The organism is Okeanomitos corallinicola TIOX110 (genome assembly GCF_038050375.1).
GTDB lineage: Bacteria > Cyanobacteriota > Cyanobacteriia > Cyanobacteriales > Nostocaceae > Okeanomitos > Okeanomitos corallinicola.
This window is the reverse complement of record NZ_CP150886.1, coordinates 2,391,163-2,412,289: the sequence shown is the minus strand read 5'-3', so window position 1 is coordinate 2,412,289 and position 21,127 is coordinate 2,391,163. Positions and strand designations below refer to the sequence as shown.

The 21,127-nt window shown below is 37.7% G+C and carries 10 protein-coding genes and 1 pseudogene; 4 read left to right on the top strand and 7 right to left on the bottom strand.

Translation table 11 applies throughout. The features are described 5' to 3' along the window. Positions 1 to 279: 279 nt before the first annotated feature. Both WJM97_RS10430 and WJM97_RS10425 read right to left on the bottom strand, forming a co-directional pair. Entirely contained in the window at positions 280 to 3,705 is a 3,426-nt protein-coding gene (locus tag WJM97_RS10430; protein WP_353932957.1) for a choice-of-anchor I family protein, read from the bottom strand. Between the two features lie 378 nt (positions 3,706 to 4,083). Next, positions 4,084 to 4,569 carry a hypothetical protein gene (locus WJM97_RS10425; protein WP_353932956.1) on the bottom strand — a complete coding sequence of 162 codons (486 nt, stop codon included), beginning with the start codon at positions 4,567 to 4,569 and terminating at the stop codon, positions 4,084 to 4,086. Between the two features lie 571 nt (positions 4,570 to 5,140). On the opposite strand from WJM97_RS10425, the gene WJM97_RS10420 reads away from it, so the two are divergent. Then, positions 5,141 to 6,268, top strand: coding sequence for an alpha/beta hydrolase (locus WJM97_RS10420; RefSeq protein ID WP_353932955.1), 1,128 nt, complete (start codon positions 5,141 to 5,143; stop codon positions 6,266 to 6,268). Between the two features lie 74 nt (positions 6,269 to 6,342). Here WJM97_RS10420 and WJM97_RS10415 read toward each other — a convergent pair whose 3' ends face one another. After that, complete coding sequence (locus tag WJM97_RS10415; protein ID WP_353932954.1) at positions 6,343 to 8,994, bottom strand: 5'-nucleotidase C-terminal domain-containing protein; 2,652 nt, start codon at positions 8,992 to 8,994, stop codon at positions 6,343 to 6,345. 211 nt (positions 8,995 to 9,205) lie between these two features. Then, positions 9,206 to 11,494 (bottom strand): alkaline phosphatase, encoded by a 2,289-nt coding sequence (locus WJM97_RS10410; RefSeq protein ID WP_353932953.1) that lies wholly within the window; start codon positions 11,492 to 11,494, stop codon positions 9,206 to 9,208. A gap of 162 nt (positions 11,495 to 11,656) precedes the next feature. On the opposite strand from WJM97_RS10410, the pseudogene WJM97_RS10405 reads away from it, so the two are divergent. Further along, positions 11,657 to 11,770, top strand: a pseudogene (locus WJM97_RS10405) (DUF1993 family protein); the annotation flags it as partial. Between the two features lie 95 nt (positions 11,771 to 11,865). Here WJM97_RS10405 and WJM97_RS10400 read toward each other — a convergent pair. Both WJM97_RS10400 and WJM97_RS10395 read right to left on the bottom strand, forming a co-directional pair. Further along, positions 11,866 to 14,757, bottom strand: coding sequence for an esterase-like activity of phytase family protein (locus WJM97_RS10400; RefSeq protein WP_353932952.1), 2,892 nt, complete (start codon positions 14,755 to 14,757; stop codon positions 11,866 to 11,868). Between the two features lie 364 nt (positions 14,758 to 15,121). Then, positions 15,122 to 17,296, bottom strand: a complete 2,175-nt coding sequence (locus WJM97_RS10395) for an alkaline phosphatase PhoX (protein WP_353932951.1) — start codon at positions 17,294 to 17,296, stop codon at positions 15,122 to 15,124. A 421-nt stretch (positions 17,297 to 17,717) separates the two neighbouring features. Between WJM97_RS10395 and WJM97_RS10390 the strand changes: the two genes are divergently transcribed. Beyond that, positions 17,718 to 19,085 (top strand): CHAT domain-containing protein, encoded by a 1,368-nt coding sequence (locus tag WJM97_RS10390; RefSeq protein WP_353932950.1) that lies wholly within the window; start codon positions 17,718 to 17,720, stop codon positions 19,083 to 19,085. Positions 19,086 to 19,282: 197 nt separating this feature from the next. Then, positions 19,283 to 19,498, top strand: coding sequence for a hypothetical protein (locus WJM97_RS10385; protein ID WP_353932949.1), 216 nt, complete (start codon positions 19,283 to 19,285; stop codon positions 19,496 to 19,498). Positions 19,499 to 19,569: 71 nt separating this feature from the next. Here the strand turns inward: WJM97_RS10385 and WJM97_RS10380 are convergent, their stop codons facing one another. Further along, complete coding sequence (locus WJM97_RS10380) at positions 19,570 to 21,066, bottom strand: phenylacetate--CoA ligase family protein (RefSeq protein ID WP_353932948.1); 1,497 nt, start codon at positions 21,064 to 21,066, stop codon at positions 19,570 to 19,572. Positions 21,067 to 21,127: the final 61 nt, after the last annotated feature.

The window sequence follows — 21,127 nt, the reverse complement described above, 5'->3', positions numbered from 1 at the left end:
CAAAATGCAATTTTTATTTTATTTATACACTGATAAGCTTCCCCCTTTCCTGTAAAGAGTATAAATAATATAAATCTCATATCTGAATTAATTAATAATTATTAAAAGTTTATCAAATTGTTAAGAAAATCACTACTTTCTCCGATCAAATGACAAATGATGTATTTGATAACATCACTTTTTATGAAAATTTAATTTTCTGAGGATGAGAAAAACAAAATAGAGAAAAAGAATACAGAATGGTTATTTTCTGTACCTTTTCCTCCAAAATGCAAATTTCTAAATGAAAGCGAAATCAGCAGCAGTTAAATTGCTGGTATCTACATTATTGAGAATGGCAATAATTTGACCACCAATTGCAATAGTATTACCACTGAAACTTAGACCATTAAAGTCGAAATTATCACCTTGACCACCAATACCCAAGACATCTGTACCCATTTCAAAGTCAACAATGGTGTTAGCTTCCATTGGTAAATCACCGTTGACGATCCAGAACTGATCCATACCTGCACCACCAGCAATGATATTATTTCCACCTTCTTGAACGTAGAAAATATCATCACCCTCACCACCTAAAGCGCGGCCTTCAGTACCCAGGTATAAGGTATCATTTCCTGTACCACCGGAAATGCGATAACCCATAGCATCGGTAGCGTCTATTTCATCGTTTCCACTACCACCAAAGGAGCGATCGCCATTTCCTACATCAATCATATCTTCACCACTACCAGTAAAGACACGGTTATCACCAGCAAGACTACCACCAAAAAGAACATCTACTTCATCGTTTCCAGCACCAGTAAACACAGTATCTTGAATACCGTCGAACTTGACAACTCCGTTGACTGAGACACCTGCAATTAAAGTATCTGCATTAGGAGTACCAAAAACTAATTCTGGTGGTTCATTTATTGCAGCAATGTTATAGGGTAATTCAATAATTCCCAACTGTTCAGGAATTGGTGTTTCTGAGAAGTTAATGGTAACTGAACCATCAGCATTATTATCACTACCAATAATGTTGAAGTCATTATCATTGAGAATTGCTAAAGTGTTAGGTGCAACTAAAGCCAAGCCTTCTAATTTTTCAACTCCTGTGTAACCAATTTCCGCTGCATTTACCAGTAAAGTTTTACTAACTGGGTTAATACCAGCGGCAGCTAATTCTGCCTCAGTTAACTGTTCAATGGTTTTATTTACTGTTACATTAAAATTAACAGAATTATGGATATTAGTAGCTGCTGCTAAATCAATTTCATAGATGAGTTTATTAGAAGTAATATCACTTCTATCATCTCTTTCGATCACAGCAAATTTACCATTACCTAAAGAAACTGCATCACCGATTTTATCAGTTCTAGCACTGCCACTACCTGTAATATCATCTAACAAATAGAGATATTCACCAGTTACCTGTCCAGAAACAACATCTAATTCTACAATTCTTAAATTGCGGGAATTTCTAGAAGTAGTATCTCCCGAATTATCAGGATTATCAATCGCACTTTGAATGAAAGCATAGAGCTTATTACCTTCTAAAGCTACAGCTTCAAAACCACGATTACCACGACGTTGAGCATAAACTTCTGGTAATACTTCAGTCCCAAAAGTTCCTGCTGCTTGACCATCTGCTGTAGCAGTTCCAATGGGGATAAATCTGTTAATTAAAACCCCATCATCGTTGAAGTGATAAATAGCTGGACGGTATTCATCCACCATCCAGTAATCACCATTTGGTGCTACAACAATTCCTTCTAAATCTGCACCAAAAGGATCATTAGCAACTGCATTTCCTAAAGCATCAATGCCAAATTCATCAGTGTAACCTGTTCCTGGATCTCCTGGTTGTAAATTAGGAAGTCCAGTTAAAGGTGTTGTTCCATCTGCACGGAATAGTTCTATTCTATCAGTAATGGTAATTTCACCACTGTTTTGATTGAGTTCAAACTTAACTATTTCTGGTTGAAAATCAGGTAAAGGAAATGGTCTACCCGCATCAGAATTATCACCATTTGGACCACGATCTGGATGGGTAACAAAAGTGAGATTTCCGTTTGCTGCAACTCCGGTAAAATACAATCCTGAAAACCCACCCAAAGAAAATTCTTGACCTGTTGCACTAACTCCTAAAGATGGTAAATTATCAAATTGATAAGTTGTTAATTTTGGTCGGGGATTGATTTCATATAAACTCACAGTTTCACTAAATTCATTAGCAACTGCTAACAAGGGTTTACTATTAGGACTATCAGCAGCAGCAATGAATTTTAAACCTTCAGGACTAACATCACCTTCCGTTCTAATGTACTGAATAAATTCCGGTGCTGTGGGATTACTGAGGTCATAAACTAATACTCCACCACCAGCACGTTCTAAACCGATAAATCCATAGGTGACACCATCAATAATACCGATTTCTACACTTTCTGGTTCTGCACCTTTATTGTCAGAACGAGCATCAAATTCATCAGTAGAACCATCATTAGCGTTGAATAAATCAGGTGTAAGTAAAGAGGTAATTTGGCCTATTTGATCACCACTATCATAAACAAATTGACCTTCTTCATCCCAAATGGTGAAAGAACGAGCGCCGTAAGCATAAAGCTGATCGAAATCTCCGTCTCCGTCTGTATCTCCCAGGGTATTAGTAACAGTTAAACGACCTAAATTTTCATTAGCTTGTAATTCCTCTGCATTGGGAAAAGCGGTAGGATCTAAAATTAAATCCCTAATTCTTGATTCTTCATTGAAAATATCACCTTCGCCGTCATTCGGAGCAGGTAAAATGTTATCATCGGTGGGACGGATGCGAGCATCTCCTTCATTGGCAGTGATATAATAAGTATTGCCATCAACTTGGAAAGACTCTATTCCATCGGGTTGATACATCCCGAAAATAGGCCAATTTTGGATATTGATAGTATCGTCTCTATCACTTGCATCTAGACCATTTCCTGCTAAACTATGGTTTTTAAAACCTAAAGGTAAAACATCGGTAATAGTTCCATTCGCAATATCTAGAACTGCAACAGCGTTATTTTCTTGGAGTGTGATAAAAGCAGTTTGATTATCAGGTGAAACTGCAATATATTCTGGTTCTAAATCTTGTGCAACACTAGCATTAGGTCCAAAAATTCTCACTCCATCCGCTCTTAATTCATCTAGCTGATCATTAAAAGCCGTGAAGTCAGCGGTGGTGACGTTACTATTATTTAAACTGGCAATTTCCCCAGAAACATCAATAATACTAACTGAACCTTCTGGATCAATTGTATAATCTTCGTTGGGTTCTCCTTCGTTAGCAACAAGTAATTTACTACCATCAGGAGTGAAGGTAATCATATCAGGTAAAGCACCTACTGTCACTTCTGCAAGTTGGGTGAGAGTAGCAGCATCAAAGAAAACTACTTTACCAGGATCTGTAATATCATTGGCAGAAATAGCAACAGCAACAATACTATTTTCTGTTCCTGTTCCTGGTCTAACAGCTACACTTTGAATTCCTCCACCAAAACTAGAAAGGTTAATTGGATCAACTGCGGTGGGATTATTGGGATTAGAAACATCAACAATTTGTAAAATAGGTTGATCGTTTAATTCTCCAGTTACAAATAAGCGGTTACTTTTGGGGTCAAAGTCAGAAATTTCTGCACCATTTAAGTTTACAGTGCCAATATTTTTAAGTTGAATGGGGTACGTCATTTGTATGTTTTTAGTTAGTGGTTAAATGGTAGTTACTAAAGAATCAAACTCTAGCTACCAATAAAAACTTATAGCAATTAATTTAAGAAATAATTAATAAATGATTAAAGAATGAAAAAATACAGGGTAGTGAGGTAACAAAATAAGCCATCAGCTTTCATGTATCTTAATTCTTCACACCTAAAATTTGGGAGAATTCCAAATTGACAAAAACAGAAAATCATAATCAGAAAACCTCTTTAGACTTCTTTCTTCATGATCTTCGCATCTTCGTGGTTCATTTATTTCATACCTGATATACTTTATAAGCTCAGATAAAAATAAACTTACACATTTGGAATGCTCCCTAAGATTGAAGCTAGTTTCTATTTTAGAATCCTAAGCTTTTTCCATTTGTGCTGTACTTTGGAAAGGTTGACCTTGCTGTTTGAAATCAGCGATGAAAGTTGGGTAAAGGTTAAAACTAACGCTTTTTTCTTCTGAACCTTCAAATTCAGGAAAACGGGGTTTAACTATCCACCAATAACTTTTTTGAGTAGAACTAATTCCTGGTGCAAGATCACCAAAACTAAAACAAGGTGTATCAGTACCAGAGTCTATGATATTACCATTGGCATCACATAAGTGAACATCAAACCCCATAGAATCATCATCAAGATCAATATAGACTTTTACATCTCGGAGGAAAATATTACCTGTATTTTTGACTCTGACATTACCAACAACCCAGCCGGTGTTTTTCATAACTACTGTGCGTGACCAAAAATCATGATCAATTTGTAAATCTATTTTTTTGTCAGATATACTAAAACAATCTCTTTTCCAGCTATTTCTGTAAGCTGCAATTCCACCTGATAATGTCATAATTTTATTTTCTCTTTATTTTCTCTTTGGTTTTGAAAAAGAGGAGATTCTTTAATCTACCTACAATAACACATACATTATTATCGAAACTTTCCGTAAATACTGGTAGTGTGACAAAAATCCATATTTTTGTACATAACTTAAAATTTAAACAATTCCCGCTGCAAACATCAATTATCTTCAATCTCACACTCTGGGACTTTGCGTGAGACAAAAAATTATTATGAATTGGTACAACAATCATATACCCACAGCCACCAAGATTAGGAGGTAAAAAAATATAATTATATAATTAGCACTGCTAAAACCCTACAAATAAAGATGATCTAATATCCTAATTATTTTGGCTACAGCTATACATTTACATCTGGGAAGAGTTATGGTATATTGTTTTTGATATTGAGTATATAATATTTAATTGACTAGAATTTGTTATGTATAACCGCTGATACAGTTCAATTACTAACGGAAATTATTATGGGTCATTAACTCATTTTCATCTTCCAAGTAAGGTATTGAACTAATTTTTGGCTGGTATGACAAATTAGATAAATACTACAGGATAAATAGCATGAACATGACAAAAAATCTTTTAGTTGTTTTCGGTGGAACAACACAATCAAACCCTCAAAAGATATTCACAGATGCAGAGTTGTCGAGCAATTCGGTAGATGTCTTGCAAATCAATCTCCTAACAATCAATAGTAATATTACTTTTACTACAAACAATAATGAACATCTAAATAAGAAATGGTTAGAAGCAGAGCCTAGTGGCTTGTTACGCAAATTGAAAGTAACAATAAAATTGAAAGACTTAGATGATAATGCTAATGATTTCCTTTCTAAATTAGATGAGATGGGAAAAGTAATTGAAAAAATCAACTGGAGTCATAGCAATTATACCGAAAATTCAGATGCTAGAGGAATGACGGTAGAAGCTTTCAATGATTTTTCACAAGCTTCTCAAGGATTAATTCTGAAATTTTTAATTTATCTCAAAAAAATTAACTATGAATATGAAAATGTATTCATTTTGGCGCACAGTCGAGGTTGTAGCTTGGCAATCAATGCCTTATCAAAATTTGATCAGGGTGATGAATTAGATAATGTATTGATATCAAAAATCAAGCGTGTTGTGTTGCTTGATCCAGTGGGAAAAAATGTTAATAATACTGATGAAACAATTATTCCTAAAAATGCAGAAACTATCAAATATCTCAGTGAAATAGGAAAAGAGATACACATTGTTGTCAAGTCAGAATCTACAAACTATGACTACGAAAGTTACGCAGATATTTTAGTTGGTACGAAACAAGGTGGACATATTGACTCTAATATTCACAACTCTCCTGACATGAGAAATGTTTATGTACATATTGCTCACATGGCACATGAGGGAATGTTGGCAGAAAAATTCCGACACTGTTTCTCACATTACAATAAAATAATAGATACAGGAGCGTGGAAAATAATTTATTCCAATGAAAAAGAAGTAGATATTAATTTAATGAAAGAATCCCCAGCTTTAAAAGCTTACATTAAAGGGGATAAATCTGCCAGCGAAATAGACCCAGAACCTGAGGATGTTTTTTACGAGTTCTTTAATCAATTTCAGATTAAATCAATAACTGGTAGCCTAAAAGATCGTCGCAGAGCTTTTGTACATTGCGTAGCCAAAAAAATTATCGCAATATCATAACAAAACTACTCTGCATCTGAAAAATTTACAGATCCCCGATCTCGTTAAGAAGTAGGGGATCTAGCTTTTTGATATTACACAAATGCAAAGTTAGCAGCAGTCAAACCACTGGTATCAACACCATTCAAGGTAGCGATAGTTGTTGCACCAATCATAATGTCATTACCAGTTAGGGTCAGGTCATCAAAACCAAAACTTTGATTTGCAATACCTAAGACATCAACACCCATTTCAAAATCAACAATGGTGTTAGCTATACTAGGTGCATTATCAGTTAAAATCCAGAACTGGTCAGCACCAGCACCACCAGCAAGGATATTATTTCCACCTTCTTGGACATAGAAAATATCATCACCGTCACCACCTAAAGCGCGACCATTTGCACCCAGGTAGAAGATATCATTTCCTGCACCACCGGAAAGACGATAACCGGTAGCGTCGGTAGCGTCTATTTCGTCATTTCCACTACCACCAAAGGTTCTATCTCCATTTCCGACAAAGATAATGTCCATACCGCTACCTGTGAAGACACGGTTATCACCAGCGCGACTACCACCAAAGGGAACATCTACTTGATCATTTCCAGCACCGGTGAAGACGATATCACTGATAGCATCAAAGTTATTTGTTCCACCAATTAACATATCTGCGTCGGGAGTTCCAAACACTAGTTCTCTAGGAACATCTAAAACTGTATCTTCCCGGAAGTTGAGGTTTTGGATTCTTGTATCTTCCTCTGGAGGTGTTTCCACAATATTGAAAGCTGTATTTCCACCTATAGGGAAGTTTGCAGCTAAGAATTCAGCTAGTGTATCTTGTTCCGAACCATCTGCTGCAAAGGTAGCACTACCAGTTCTAGTAGCATCACTAGGTTGAGTTACATCAACACGGTTTTCACCAAATGCTGGGAATGGGTAGTTGTCTCCACCACCTGCAAGGAAATCTAGGGTAACTAAGCGAATTTGACGATTTGCGTCTCCTACAACTTCCCCATTTTCCACAATTACATCTAGGATTTGGTCATTCTCAGGATCTATAATAGCCAAACTTTGAATGCGATCGCCAGCTTCTAGATCAGAGTCAAAACTAAATTTAATCCCACCTACTTGGGGAAATTGTCCAGGAGTCGCACCGTCACCGCTTGCTGCTACACCATGTTCTAAAATTTGTGCTAATTCTGCCGCAGTTACAGTCAACAAAGACAAACCGTTATTGAACCGCAAAGAATTAACAATGTCTAATTGGGAAATTTCCCCGGTTTGCTTCCCAGAAAAGGGGTTATCTTGGGTAGGAAGAAGCGTTCCATCTGTGTCTAATTCACCAATAGCAGCGCGAATACCACCACCATTTTTAATGGATACTTGCACAGTCGGATCAATAGTTTTAGCAAACGCCAAATTAGCATCCGCAGATAAATTACCTAAAGTCGTTTCTTGGGTTCTTACCTGTTCCCGACGACCTTCAATAAATACCTCAGTCTGACCAAAAACACTACCATCTTCTGCTGCAACCAAATCTTCTACAGCACTGGTTAACTGTTGAACCTGATTACCTTTTGTACCTTCAGCAAATGCTGCATCTGTACTACCCCATAAAGCAACTACTTCTTCCTCTGTGGTTGCAACTGGTCCATTCAAACCTAAATCTAAATCACTAACTTCATCTAGGGGATTACCATTAGCATCTACCAAAATACCATTAGCATCAAAATCTACTACCAATCTTCCCACATAGGAATATTCGCCATCAGTGCTAACAATGACTGCGGGATCTCCATCTGCGTTGGTAGTAACGATAGGATAGGTATTTGCGGGTGCATCTCCCGAACGTAAACTATCATCACCATTAGCCAAAATGGTATCAGAACCACCAGCTACAACTACATCTACACCACTTAACTTGGTAATGAGTTCTTGTTCTAGAGCAATTTGTTGCAGGTGGGAAACTACAATGATTTTATTAACGCCTTGGGTTTGCAATTGATTGATTACAGGCTGCAAAATGGCAGCTAAGGCATCCATATCATTTGCTTTTGTTCCCACTACTGTTGTTCCAGAGGGAGAGGAAATTCTTTCTAATAATTGGGTAGTAGCACCAACTACACCTATTTGTTCTCCACCTTCTTCAATTATTGTTGCTGGGGCAATTTTGGGGGTAGTTGTTCCCGCTAGGGATGCTGTGGGATTTGTTTGAAAAGCGGTATTGGGGAGAATATCGGCAGTAAATAGACTTGATAAATTGCTATCTGCGGAAAAATCTAAGTTAGCAGATAGGTAAGGAAACTGACTTCCTACCCATCTATCATCTGCTAAACCCGCACTTCTGAATTCTGGTTCAATAATGAGTTTTAAAGTTTCTGAACCAAGGTCAAACTCATGATTTCCAATAGCGGAAGCATCAAAGCCGATGATATTCATAATCGAGATATCCACCCGACCACCACCTTCTCTTAAACCACTGTAGCTATCATTGATGGTTTCATTAGGTAGACCGAAAAGTTCATTGTAGATATCGTTGAACAAACCGCTGTTACGAAAAGTTATATCCGCTGCGGCGTTAAAAAATGGCCCAGCTAGGTAGTTATCTCCAGCGGAGAGAGTTATGGAATTTTCAACAGAATCTTCTAAGTTATCAACAATTGCTGCAAAGTTAGGTGCAGCGGAAATTGCTTCTACCCCACCTTCTAGGTCGGAGGTATGAAGAATTTGTAGTCTAAAGTCTGTCATAGTTATATCTAAAACTCTTTTAGACCTAGAATTTAATAAATTGGTTAAGATAGAATAAAGAAAATACCAATAAATAGTTAAATTTAGTAAGGCATTAAAGGCAAATATCAAACGCAGATGGCCGCAGATAAACGCAGACTGTTTGTTATCTAGATCCCCGACTTCTTCAAAGAAATCGAGGATCTGATTTAATTACAAACTGCTATGTTTTTTACACAAAAGCAAAGTCAGCAGCAGTCAAACTAGAGGTATTTACACCCATTAACATCGCCACAGTTGTACCACCAATCATAATCTCATTACCAGTTAAGGTGAGGTTTTCAAACCCAACATCAGCGCCACCAATACCTAAAACATCAACACCCATTGCAAAATCAACAATGGTGTTAGCTGCCATTGGTAAGTCACCGTTGACGATCCAGAATTGATCCATACCTGTACCACCGGAAATGATATTATTTCCACCTTCTTGGACGTAGAAAATATCATTACCATCTCCACCTAAAGCGCGGTCATTAGCACCCAGATAGAAGGTATCGTCACCAGCGCCACCGGACATCCGGTTTTCACCTAAAGCATCGGTAGCGTCAAATTCGTCATTACCTGCACTGCCAAAAACGCGATCGCGGCGATTTACGTAGATAATATCATCACCACTACCAGCATTGATGCGGTTATTACGAGCATTACTATTGAATACTAAATCTACCTCATCCTTACCTGCACCAGTAAATATAGTGTCTTGAACACCATCTATATTCACGGATGCAATTAAGGTATCTTCTCCAGTAGTTCCAAAAACTAACTCTTGTTGATTAGCTTCAGTAACTGAAGCAAACAAGGTTTGAGCGATGTTAACTTGATCAACTGCATTCACAAGACCGGGGATTTGGAAACCGTAGGATTCAAAACCTTGACCGATGGAATTTGTTAAAGTTTCTGAGTCAACACCTTGATAGTAGACAGGTACGGGACGGTTGGTATGAGTTCCCCAGTCGTACTTATTGGTAGGGTCATTTCCCCAAGAATTACCAGATTCGGCAATTGTGTCAATCGCTGTTAACTCTTCAGCGCCCAGAGTTCTCAGTAATTGGGGGAAGTCATCATTCAGGTTAAGGTAATGGTCGTGGTCTGCTGTGATAATGAGTTGGTTATCTTCCCAACCACCATTGGCTTCAATCCAATCAATAACAGAACCAACAGCTTTATCAAAGTCTAAAACTGTACCGATCAGGTTGTCAATATTGTTATCGTGGGCAGACCAGTCAATATCTCCACCTTCAACCATCAGCCAGAAACCATCTGGATCTTTACCTAAAACTTCTAACGCAGCTGTAGTTAAATCATCGAGAGTGGGGTTTTCGTTGACTTCTCTAGCAATGAAAGATTCATCGGTTTCACCGGGTAGGAGAGGTCTAACGGTATCTGGATTTTGTCCTTGTGTAGAGAAATTGGTGAACATTGCCAAGCCAGTGGTACTGTAGTCACCATCAGCAGAACTGACAGGTAAGTTACCATCTTGACCACGCGCACCATATAGACCCAGTAAGCGATCGCCTTTTTCCGGATCAAGTGCAGCAGCAGTATTTGCTAAAACTTCAGCCGCATTTGCACCACGTTCTAAAAATGTGTAGTCGTAGATATTGGAGGTAGGATTGTTACTTAACTCCTGGTAGGTTGTTTCCTTAATGTATGTATTATCTCTTGGTTCAACACCATCAGGTAAAGGGTTGCCAGTATTGGAAAGTGGATGACCACCACCAAGTAACACAGTGGGTTGGTAAACACGTAGTTCTTGCTGCAAGATGGTGTCTAATGAAGCAGTTTCACTATCAAATTTGTTACGGTTATTGACAGCAGAAGCAGCAGCCGCAGGGGTAGCATGATCAATGGGAACAGATGATACCAAACCTGTTGATTTTCCTAACTCAGCCGCTTCAGATAAAACACTCTTGACTGGTTTTTCAAAAATATCAACGCCAGTAGCACCGTTATAAGTCTTTATACCAGAATAGAGTGTGGTAGCAGTGTTGGCAGAGTCAGGATAACTGTACTTAATGTAACTAGAATCAGTACCTGCCGTCCAAGGATTGATCCCACCTCGTTCTGGGTCGTAACCCACAAGATTACCAACTGCACCTTCGCTAACTGTTGCACCACCACTAGATGTAGTACCAGGATTGAAAGTAGGATCAAATGCAAAACCTTCACGCACAGGAGCAGTTCCTGTTGGGGTGTTAATGGTTTGGTTAGAATCATTAAGAGCAGAGTTGGATACATTAAATGTACCGTTAGTACCTGCAATTGTAGTTCCGTAGGTAGTAGCGTAGGTGTAACCTGTGAGGGTTTGGAAGTTTAGCCCTAAACCTTTTCCTTCTGTATAGAAATCAGCTAAAGTTGTACCTGTATTTCCTGCTTGAATTTGTTTGTAGATAGCAGCAGCACGAGCCATTTCCCAGCCCAAACCGTCGCCGATCATGATAATCGTATTCTTAGCCATAACAGTTGATATTTTTTGTAGTTGAATTACACAAATAACAAATTTATGATCTCAATCTAAGATTAAAAAGATGTTATAAAGTAGTTGTTTTCTGATTAAAAACCAGGACATTATATAAAGTTTAACTAAAAGTTATCTAAGGTTTTTTAGAGGTTAAAATCATATCTGCTTTACTTTATTTTGCCTAACGTCTATTTTCATGTCACTACTGCTTATGACATTCTTAGACATTGTGGTGTAGAACTGGGTAAGCGAGATTTTCTTGGTAATTCTTAACTATCAATAGTTTTACAAAGTGAGAATCTCGGCAAAAATCTAAATTTGCAGATCCCCGACTTCTTGAAAAAGTTGGGGATCTAGCTTACTAAATTTTACACAATAGCAAAATCAGCAACAGTCAAACTAGAGGTATTTACACCATTTAAAATAGCGATGGTTTGACCACCAATCATAATGTCATTACCTGTGAAGATAAGGTCATCAAAACCAAAATCAGCACCTTGATTTGCAATACCTAAGACATCAGTACCCATTTGAAAGTCAACAATGGTGTTAGGAGTAGCTGGGATATTATCAGTTAAAATCCAGAATTGATCTGCACCTGCACCACCAGCAATGATATTATTTCCACCTTCTTGGACGTAGAAAATATCATCACCGTCTCCACCTAAAGCGCGACCATCCGCACCCAGGTAGAAGATATCATTTCCAGCACCACCGGAGAGACGATAACCAGTAGCATCGGTAGCGTCTATTTCATCATTACCACTACCACCAAAGGTTCTATCTCTATCTCCAACAAAAATACTATCTTCTCCACTACCAGTAAAGATTCGGTTATTACCAGCTAAAATCCCTCCAAAGGGAACATCTACTCCATCGTTTCCTGCACCAGTGAAGACAATATCATTGACAGCATCAAAGTTAACGCCACCAATTAGTATATCTGCGTCAGGTGTACCTGTAACTAGGTCTTTTGCTGGTTGACCTACTTCTGAAGCGACATCAAGTGACTCATCTAATTTGAGGATGATGATTTCGTTGTTGTCAATATCAGGGCCACGACCCACAGAGAAGGGATAGTTATTGTCATTAGCTACCAAAATTGTATTTTCGTCAATAACTAACACATCTTCAATGGTGACAAATGGGAAGGTAAAAGTAGTTTCACCATCTCCGTTAAGGTCGTTGGGGTCTTGGATATTTAGTAAGTCAACTACTTCTACTTTTTCTACAAAACCAGTAGCATCTTGTTGGGAAAAATCAATTTTGTAGATTTTTTTGAACTGAGCAGAATCACCTTGACCACCATCTCTTTCAATGACTAAAAATTCATTTTCATTGATAGGGGTAAAATCACCAATTGCATAACCAGCAACTTCAGTCCGATAATAACCAACTAAACCTTGATATTCCTGAGTAGCAATATCAAATTCATAGATTCTTAATGAATTTTCAGGATCACCATCTACTGTACCTTCTAATAAAGGATATAGGGTAGTTAGATCAGGACTGTAGGCCATTCCTTCAAACCCACGAGAAGTAGCAAGGTTAGGTAGATACTCATCTAATACCATTCTTCCTGTTTCGGGGAAGTCGGTAAAGAAACCATCTAAACCTAATTCAATTAATTGCCTAAATTCATCTTCTGGAGTTTGGGGAGTACCATCAGGGTTAAGAGTGAGGAAATTTTCTTCATTTCTTAAAGTGTAGGGGTGAACCTGCATTCCTGCATGATGGGCCCACTCTAGAAAAGGACGTATTTCCCCTGTTAATTGACTGGTAATTTGGGCATTTCCATCACCATCTGCATCTACAGGAGTTGCTAAAGATTCCCGCAGAATAAAGCTATTTTTCCATGGTCCTAAACCTTCAGCGTAGGCACTACCAATGTAATCAAAAACTGCTTCGGTAGCTAAATCTGCATAGTTTGTATCGGGGATACCATCACCAGTGATATCTGCACCAAAATCTGGAACAATATCAACTAAATCACCGTAGGTAGCACGTGCAGCAGCTTCATCAAATGCGGGATTGCTGAAATTATGAATGATATCATAGGGAACAGAAAAACCATCCCCAGAATCAGAATTAGCTGCTTCTACATCTCCAAAAAGTTGTACTAAAGGTAAATCTTCTAACCCTACAGCAGGTAAAAGATTATTTTGTAAATCAATTAAATTGGCAACTTCAAAAGATTGAATAAAAATCCGATCAGGATCTGTAAAACCAGTTGCTTGTAAAGTGGCAATCAGAGGTTCTTCTAAGGATAAACCTTGCTGATCAAAGAAGGTAGGATGTTTAGTTTCTGGGTAAATACCGATTTTTTTACCAGTTTCGGCTTCTACTTGTTGGACTAATTCAATTACTTCTTGAAAAGTGGGAATTTCAAATTGACCATTAAAACTTTGATCGCGGTAAGGACGGGGTTGAACAGCGCGTATTTGTTTAATTTCTGCGAGGGTGAAATCTTCTGCAAAATAAGCAGTAACTTCTACACCATCGAGCATTTTGGTGGATTTACGATCTTCACCAAAAACTTCAGCTACGTTGGTAGTATCATCTAGGATAGGTTCATGACGCGTAATCAAAACACCATCACTGGTAATTACTAAATCAGGTTCAACAAAATCAGCACCTTGTTCAATTGCTAAAGCATAACCTTCTAAAGTATGCTCTGGTAAAGTTCCACTTGCACCTCTATGACCAATTACTAAAGGTGCTTCACCGGTGAGAGTATTAAATGGTTTTTGTGGCGATCGCACTCCCGGAGTTTCTATTGGTGCTTCTAATAATTTACCAGTGGCATCAAAATGTAATAGATAAGGTCCAAATTCATCACCAATCCAAATACTACCATCTTTATCTACAACGATTGACTCAACATCAAAATCAGCACCAGTTAAGAATCTTTCACTAGATCCTTCATTAACGATGGTAAAAGGAACTTTATGATCAGGATCAGCAAGTTGAATAAAACCTAAGACATCAACAGAACCATCTCCATTTTCTGTTCCTGCAAAGTTAGGATCTACTTCATAAACACGCAGTAAATAATCTGCACTATTTTCCTTACTACCGTAACCATTATCTGAGAGAAAATAGAAACGATTACTATCTACAAATTGTACACCACTAAAACCTTGAATTGGTTGTCCGTTAAATGGACCAATTCTACCATTTGCAGAAATTCCTGCACCAGAATTTGGAGTAGGAGTAAAAGAGTCAGCAGGAAGAGAAGCAAACCCGATTAATTGAACCATATTCTATATCTCTCTTCTTGAATTTATTCGTTTAGAACACCAATCATGAATTTATTTACCAAATCATCATCTAACTAACCTTGTAATTTTCAGAACAAACAAGTTATAACGAAAAAGGTAAAAGATTCACTTAGCGCTCATAATTTCACGGAAAGATTAATATAAGAGTAAGTTTCATTAAACAAAAAGTTAAAAACATTTATAACTTTCAGATTTAATCACTGAGCTATAAAACCTTTATTTCTCTGCGTACTCTGCGCCTCTGCGTGAAATAAACGTGAAATAAAAAAATCCCCGAATTTCCTAAGAAATCGAGGATATAAAAATGTTTCAGGTCAAAAGTCAAAAAACAGTTTTATCGCTCTTACATGAAAGCAAAATCAGCAACAGTCAAGCTAGAGGTATCAACACCCATTAACATTGCAACGGTTGTTCCACCAATCATAATACTGTCACCTGTTAAGGTCAGGTCATCAAACCCAACACCAGCACCACCAATACCTAAGACATCCATACCCATTTCAAAGTCAATAATGGTGTTAGCTTCCATAGGTAGGTCACCGTTAACGATCCAGAATTGATCCATACCTGCACCACCGGAAATTAAGTTTTCGCCACCTTCTTGGACGAAGAACCTATCATCACCATCTCCACCCAAAGCGCGACCATCTGCACCCAGGAAGAAACTATCCATGCCAGCGCCACCGGAGAGACGATAACCAGTAGCATCGGTAGCATCTATGATGTCATTATCACTACCACCAAAGATGCGATCGCCATTTCCGACATCAATAGTATCTTCACCGCTACCAGTAGCAATGCGGTTATTACCAGCTAGGACACCACCGAAAAGAACATCTACTTCATCGTCTCCAGCACCAGTAAAGACTGTATCGTTGATAGCATCAAAGTCAATTCCACCTATTAAAGCATCTGCACCTGTAGAACCAGATACCAATTGAGAATCTTGAATCAAAGAAGCACCAGGAGCAATTAAGAACCCTAACTGACCACCTTGTACCAAGTTATCATTAGCTTCAACTGTGCCATCTCCATCAGTATCAATACCGGGTTTGTTGATAATGTCACCATCACGAAGACTGTGAGCTTGGACATCATAGATGAATTGTGTACCAGGAGCATTACCAAACAGGGTGGAAACATCAAGAATACCGGAAGATTCCCAGTTACCAATATCTGTAGGATTAGAATCAGTTTGTCCAGCAGGTACACCAGAGCGATCAATTTGTGCTACACGGGTTGCAGTGGCAGCAGGATCAGCCCCAAAGGGGTCAATTCTCCAGATAGAAGCTTCTTCTCCAGAAGTTGCACCAAAGAGGTCAGAACCGATAGCCCGGTCTTCTTGCAGATAGATTTTGCCATCATCTGCCCAATCTAAGTTATCAGGGCTACGTAGACCAAAATCTTGCTTATCTGCATCGTTGCCATCATAAAGGATGTTCAAGTCAGCAGTAATGCCAGCTTCACTAAAGTCAAGATCAACTGTGTAAGTTGTACCCCAGGTATCAGCACCATCAAAGACACTGGTACGACCGGTGGAAGCTAACACTGCTTCTGTACCATCAAAGGGGTTGGTAGCTACGTCTTCAGGACGAGAGAACAAGAAAGCACCAACATCAGCCGCTAAGGCATCCTGTTTATCTTGGTCAGCAAAACCTTGAGCGTCGTAACCATTTGTACCAGCTAGGTCAGGACGGTAGTAGTCAATTTCTATAAACTGACCAGCTGTCATGTTACCACTGCCACTAAAGTCTCTAGGGTCAGCCTCAATTGCATCCGCTGCGTCTGCTGCATCATCAGCAACCCAGACGTACAATTTACCGTTATTTAAACCGTTACGTGCTAAGAAACCAGCGTCAGCACTACTATCTTTTTCACCAACGTATAAAATTAATGGTGCAGGACCTCTATCATCACCCACTAACAGAGCTATTTGATCTGTGTTACCTGTATCAATCTCTGTAACACTTTCCCAAGCAGCACGACCTAACCAGGGTAAAGCCCATAAATCGCCAGTGGCGGTGTCTAAAGCAAACTGTGTACCACCGTCGGTTTCTTCCCCTGCAAAGTAGATGGTGTCTGCAAAACCCATCCCAGCACCAAATTGATGAGCTTCCATCAAGTTTGCAGAACAGAAACGCTGAATTCCTTCAAATTCTAAATCGGAAGCTTCGTCTACAACTTCACCAGTACGGTTATAAATTGTGTTGTAAGCTAAACCTGAATCAACTATTTTCAGAGTGCTTTTATCAATGTCAAAATAGCTAATCCGTGAGCCGGTTAAGGAAGTACCATTTTCTAAGGTATAGGCGTAACCTGTATTACTACCTATCTCTGAGTTAACCAGGACTCGAACTGTGGTTTCATTTAATTCAAATGCACCCGTACCATCAGGAATACCTGTGGGAGTGTAACCATTAACTGTTTCACCAATAGTAAGAATAGGATCAACAGTATAACCTTGCAGACCCTTCAGTTGTGCTGGTTGGTTTGTGTCAAATGGTGTATTAATGTGCATGAAATTCCTCAAATATATAATTTCAGCGATGACTGATAATTCAGATCCAAAGTAGTGATGTCAAAAACCGAACACCGTACATACCAAATCTTGTTAACCTTTATCTGGTTGATAGTTTGGGGAAATTTACTGAATAATCAGAGATCACACATAACAGGGTTTCACCTTTAGATTAAGAGGAGACTATGGCATGGCTAGTTATTGATTATTTATTAGTTATTTATTGGTTAAAATTAATATTTAGGAAAACAAGACAAAAGTTACTAAAAATACTTTCTCCTCTACGTAATTAAGGAAATATGCTTAAATTAAGTAACAAGATATTCAAATTCTGGATGGAATGCCTTAAGGAGTAGGGTATCTATCTCCTCATAGTTGAATCTGTATTTAATGTCCTACTACTAAGCCAGGAAGAAAAAGAATGTTTGACAAAATCAAATGGAAAAGAGTAATTGTTTTTGCATTATTATTTGCTTTAGTCTTTGTGAGTACAATTACATCTAGTCTTCTCCTACAAAGCCAATCTGCTTATGCTGTCACAGATAAAGATTGGGATAGATTCCTACAAAATAAAAACTTTATTGAAGCAGTCAATGAAGTTGAAAAACATTGGAAAAGAGACTATGACCAGTATTTTGGTGAAAGTCTACCGTCTCTTTCATTAATGGCGGAAGATATCGCACAATCACTTTCCAATCTTGCCCAACAAACAGATACAAAACCTGCGGTGGTTTGGATATGGCCTAGGGAGAAACAACTACAATTAGTCATTATTACTCCAGGGCAGAAACCACAAATATACAGTGTTAAAACCGCAGATCAAGAAACTTTATTAGCTGTAGTGAAACAGTTAAATGTAGCAGTTACTAGCCCCAGTAGACGTAGAACTAAAGCCTATCTAGAACCATCTCAAAGGTTATATACTTGGATGGTAAAGCCATTAGAATATACTCTGAAAAAAGAGAAAATTGACACCATACTTTTTTGTTTAGGTCAAGGTTTAAGAACTTTGCCAATAGCAGCATTACATGATGGAAATAATTTTTTGGTAGAGAAGTATAGTTTAGCGCGGATTCCTGCTTTTAATTTAATGAAACCGGGGCAGATAAAAAAAAGAAGTTTACAAGTCTTAGCAATGGGAGCATCGGAGTTTTCCCAACTAGAATCTTTACCAGCAGTACCAGTTGAATTAAGTCAAATTACTCAAGATTTTGCACCCAATCAACGGTTTATTAATCAGGAATTTACACTCAAAAATTTTCAAGCACAACGTAAAAATCAAAACTTTGAAATTATCCATCTAGCTACCCATGCAGAGTTTAATAAAGGAACTCCAGATCAGTCTTATATTCAGTTTTGGGGTAATGAAAGAATAAGTTTGGATGACATTGAAAAATTGCAATTGGACAAACCACAGGTAGATTTATTAGTATTAAGCGCTTGTCGAACTGCATTGGGAGATAATGAAGCAGAGTTAGGTTTTGCTGGCTTAACGGTTAAATCAGGAGTTAAATCTGTTTTAGCTAGTCTTTGGAATGTCAGCGACATAGGAACTTTAGGATTAATGAATGAATTCTATCAGAATTTACAAAATATACCCTTAAAAGCAAAGGCACTACAATCAGCACAAATTGCTATGTTGAAAGGAGAAGTGGGGCTAAAATCAGGTAAATTACAAGGTTCTAATAGCAGTTTACAGCTGCCATCAGAATTAGCTGAATTGAGAGATGAAAATTTTTCTCATCCCTATTATTGGTCTGCATTTACAATTATCGGTAATCCCTGGTAAATTCTCTGATTGAGTACAATTATCTCCTCAACTTTGATCATGATTTGGGGAGATTAATTGTAATAATTAGAAATATTTTGTTTACAAAATAACTTTTTGTGATAGAATTTTAATTAATAGAAAAAGTTTCATGGAATCTCAACTTCGTAAACTTCCTGCACTTGTAGAAATCATTACCAAGTCTTAAAACTATTCCCATGAAACGTATTACATCTTTTCTTCTCGCTACTGTAATAGCGTCTATTTCAGTTGTTGGTTTAACTGAAAATGCAGATGCACACACTCGTTATCGTCGCACTAGAACTACTCATGTGAGACGTTATCGAACTTGCACTGGCAGAAATCGCTATAGATATTATCGCGGTAGGTATTATAGATGTCGTTACAATAGACGTAATAGAAGACGGCATTAATCCATAATTCGTAATTCGTAATTCGTAATTCGTAATTCGTAATTAATTAGGAAACTATGAATTATGAATTATCACTTCCGTGTATATCTATGTTTCACACCCACAGGAAAATATTCTCCATCACCTGTGGGTTTTAATTCTACTTGCGGTGTTTGATATTCTCCGGGAACATAATTTGCAAACTCGCTATTTAACCGCAACAGTTGATTGACTATAGAATTAGTAATAGTTGCTGTTTTCTCAACACTTCCTTCTACCCCTGGTGCTAATTCTACAACTACTGATAAAAACCGATTTTTATCTTCATCTTCTTTTACCTGTAACACAAATTTACCTGTTACCCATTCTCTAATTATCGCTTGTTCTAATCCCACTGAGACATTTTCTGGGTAAATATTTGCCCCAAAATAAGAAACTGTAAAGTTAGAACGTCCAAAAACATAAACAAATGGTAATTGATGAATTCCTCGATTTTGCTGTAATTCTTCTACAGGATTAAAACCCCACTCAGCTAAGAATTTTAGCATCTGTTCATAACTAATTAATCCCCCATTATCTAAAATATTGTACCTAATTAAAGGAATGCCATTATTACCAGAAAATATTAGTTTCCCATCTTCAACTTCAAAAAAACGACTGCAAGGATCATACTGTACTAAAGTTGGTAAACGGGACTCTCCAAATAATGATTTTGCTGCTGCGGTATTTTCTGCTAAAAATCTCCTAATACAAATACTCAACGGTGTTTCATTTCCTAATACTCCTGCATCTGCTGTTCCATACATGGATGCAAAATCATAATAGGGATTTTTAGATTCTATTCTTTCACTAACTAAATCTCGCCATTCTTCACTAAATACTTCTCCTGCCATTACTAACTTAATTTGATATGGTTTCCAATCTAAACCATTGGCAATTCCTGTATCAATGACATCTTTTAAAAACGGCGGATATCCTAATAATACCACTTGCTCAAAATTACTACCAATTTCTTGCACAACTCGCAATATTTCGGTTTTATTATTTCCTGGTGTAATGACTGTAATGGGATATCCTTTACAAGCTAAATACCTACAACAACTGGTGGTGAACATTCCCCCTACCCATGTTCCCAAACTAAAACAAACTATTGCTAAGGTAGTTTTATTATCTGCATAAAAGCTATCATGAAAGATTTGCTCAAATCGGGTAGCTATTTCTAGTTCATCTGTGCAAAAACGGGGCCAAAATGTAGGTTTTCCGCTTGAGCCAGAGGAAGCTGCGATCATATCACAGCTTCCTAAGTTTCCATCTTTGCATAGTTCGGCTAGGGAGTAAAGAGAAATATAATTTTCTTTACAAATCAGTGGTAATTTTTGGAAGTCGGCAAAAGTCCGAATCGTTGCAGGTTTGATATGATGTGTCTCTAAAAACTGTTGATAAGCTGGTACAGTTGCTACTACATCTTGAAATAGTTGGATGGCTATTTTTTGAGGTGCAATTTTTTGATGTTGTGTTAATTTCTCTGTTAGGGGAGTAGAGAGAAATTTTTCTAATTCTTGCAGGGTTCTTTGGGTTTGTAGGTTCATAATTCAGGAGTTTAAGGAGTATGATATTATCTTCATGCTTCTTGCTCTTAGTTTACACAAG

Coding starts and splice junctions, on each gene's coding strand:
- WJM97_RS10430 (WP_353932957.1), bottom strand. CDS start 3,705: ATGACGTACCCCATTCAACTTAAAAATATTGGCACTGTAAACTTAAAT.
- WJM97_RS10425 (WP_353932956.1), bottom strand. CDS start 4,569: ATGACATTATCAGGTGGAATTGCAGCTTACAGAAATAGCTGGAAAAGA.
- WJM97_RS10420 (WP_353932955.1), top strand. CDS start 5,141: ATGAACATGACAAAAAATCTTTTAGTTGTTTTCGGTGGAACAACACAA.
- WJM97_RS10415 (WP_353932954.1), bottom strand. CDS start 8,994: ATGACAGACTTTAGACTACAAATTCTTCATACCTCCGACCTAGAAGGT.
- WJM97_RS10410 (WP_353932953.1), bottom strand. CDS start 11,494: ATGGCTAAGAATACGATTATCATGATCGGCGACGGTTTGGGCTGGGAA.
- WJM97_RS10400 (WP_353932952.1), bottom strand. CDS start 14,757: ATGGTTCAATTAATCGGGTTTGCTTCTCTTCCTGCTGACTCTTTTACT.
- WJM97_RS10395 (WP_353932951.1), bottom strand. CDS start 17,296: ATGCACATTAATACACCATTTGACACAAACCAACCAGCACAACTGAAG.
- WJM97_RS10390 (WP_353932950.1), top strand. CDS start 17,718: ATGTTTGACAAAATCAAATGGAAAAGAGTAATTGTTTTTGCATTATTA.
- WJM97_RS10385 (WP_353932949.1), top strand. CDS start 19,283: ATGAAACGTATTACATCTTTTCTTCTCGCTACTGTAATAGCGTCTATT.
- WJM97_RS10380 (WP_353932948.1), bottom strand. CDS start 21,066: ATGAACCTACAAACCCAAAGAACCCTGCAAGAATTAGAAAAATTTCTC.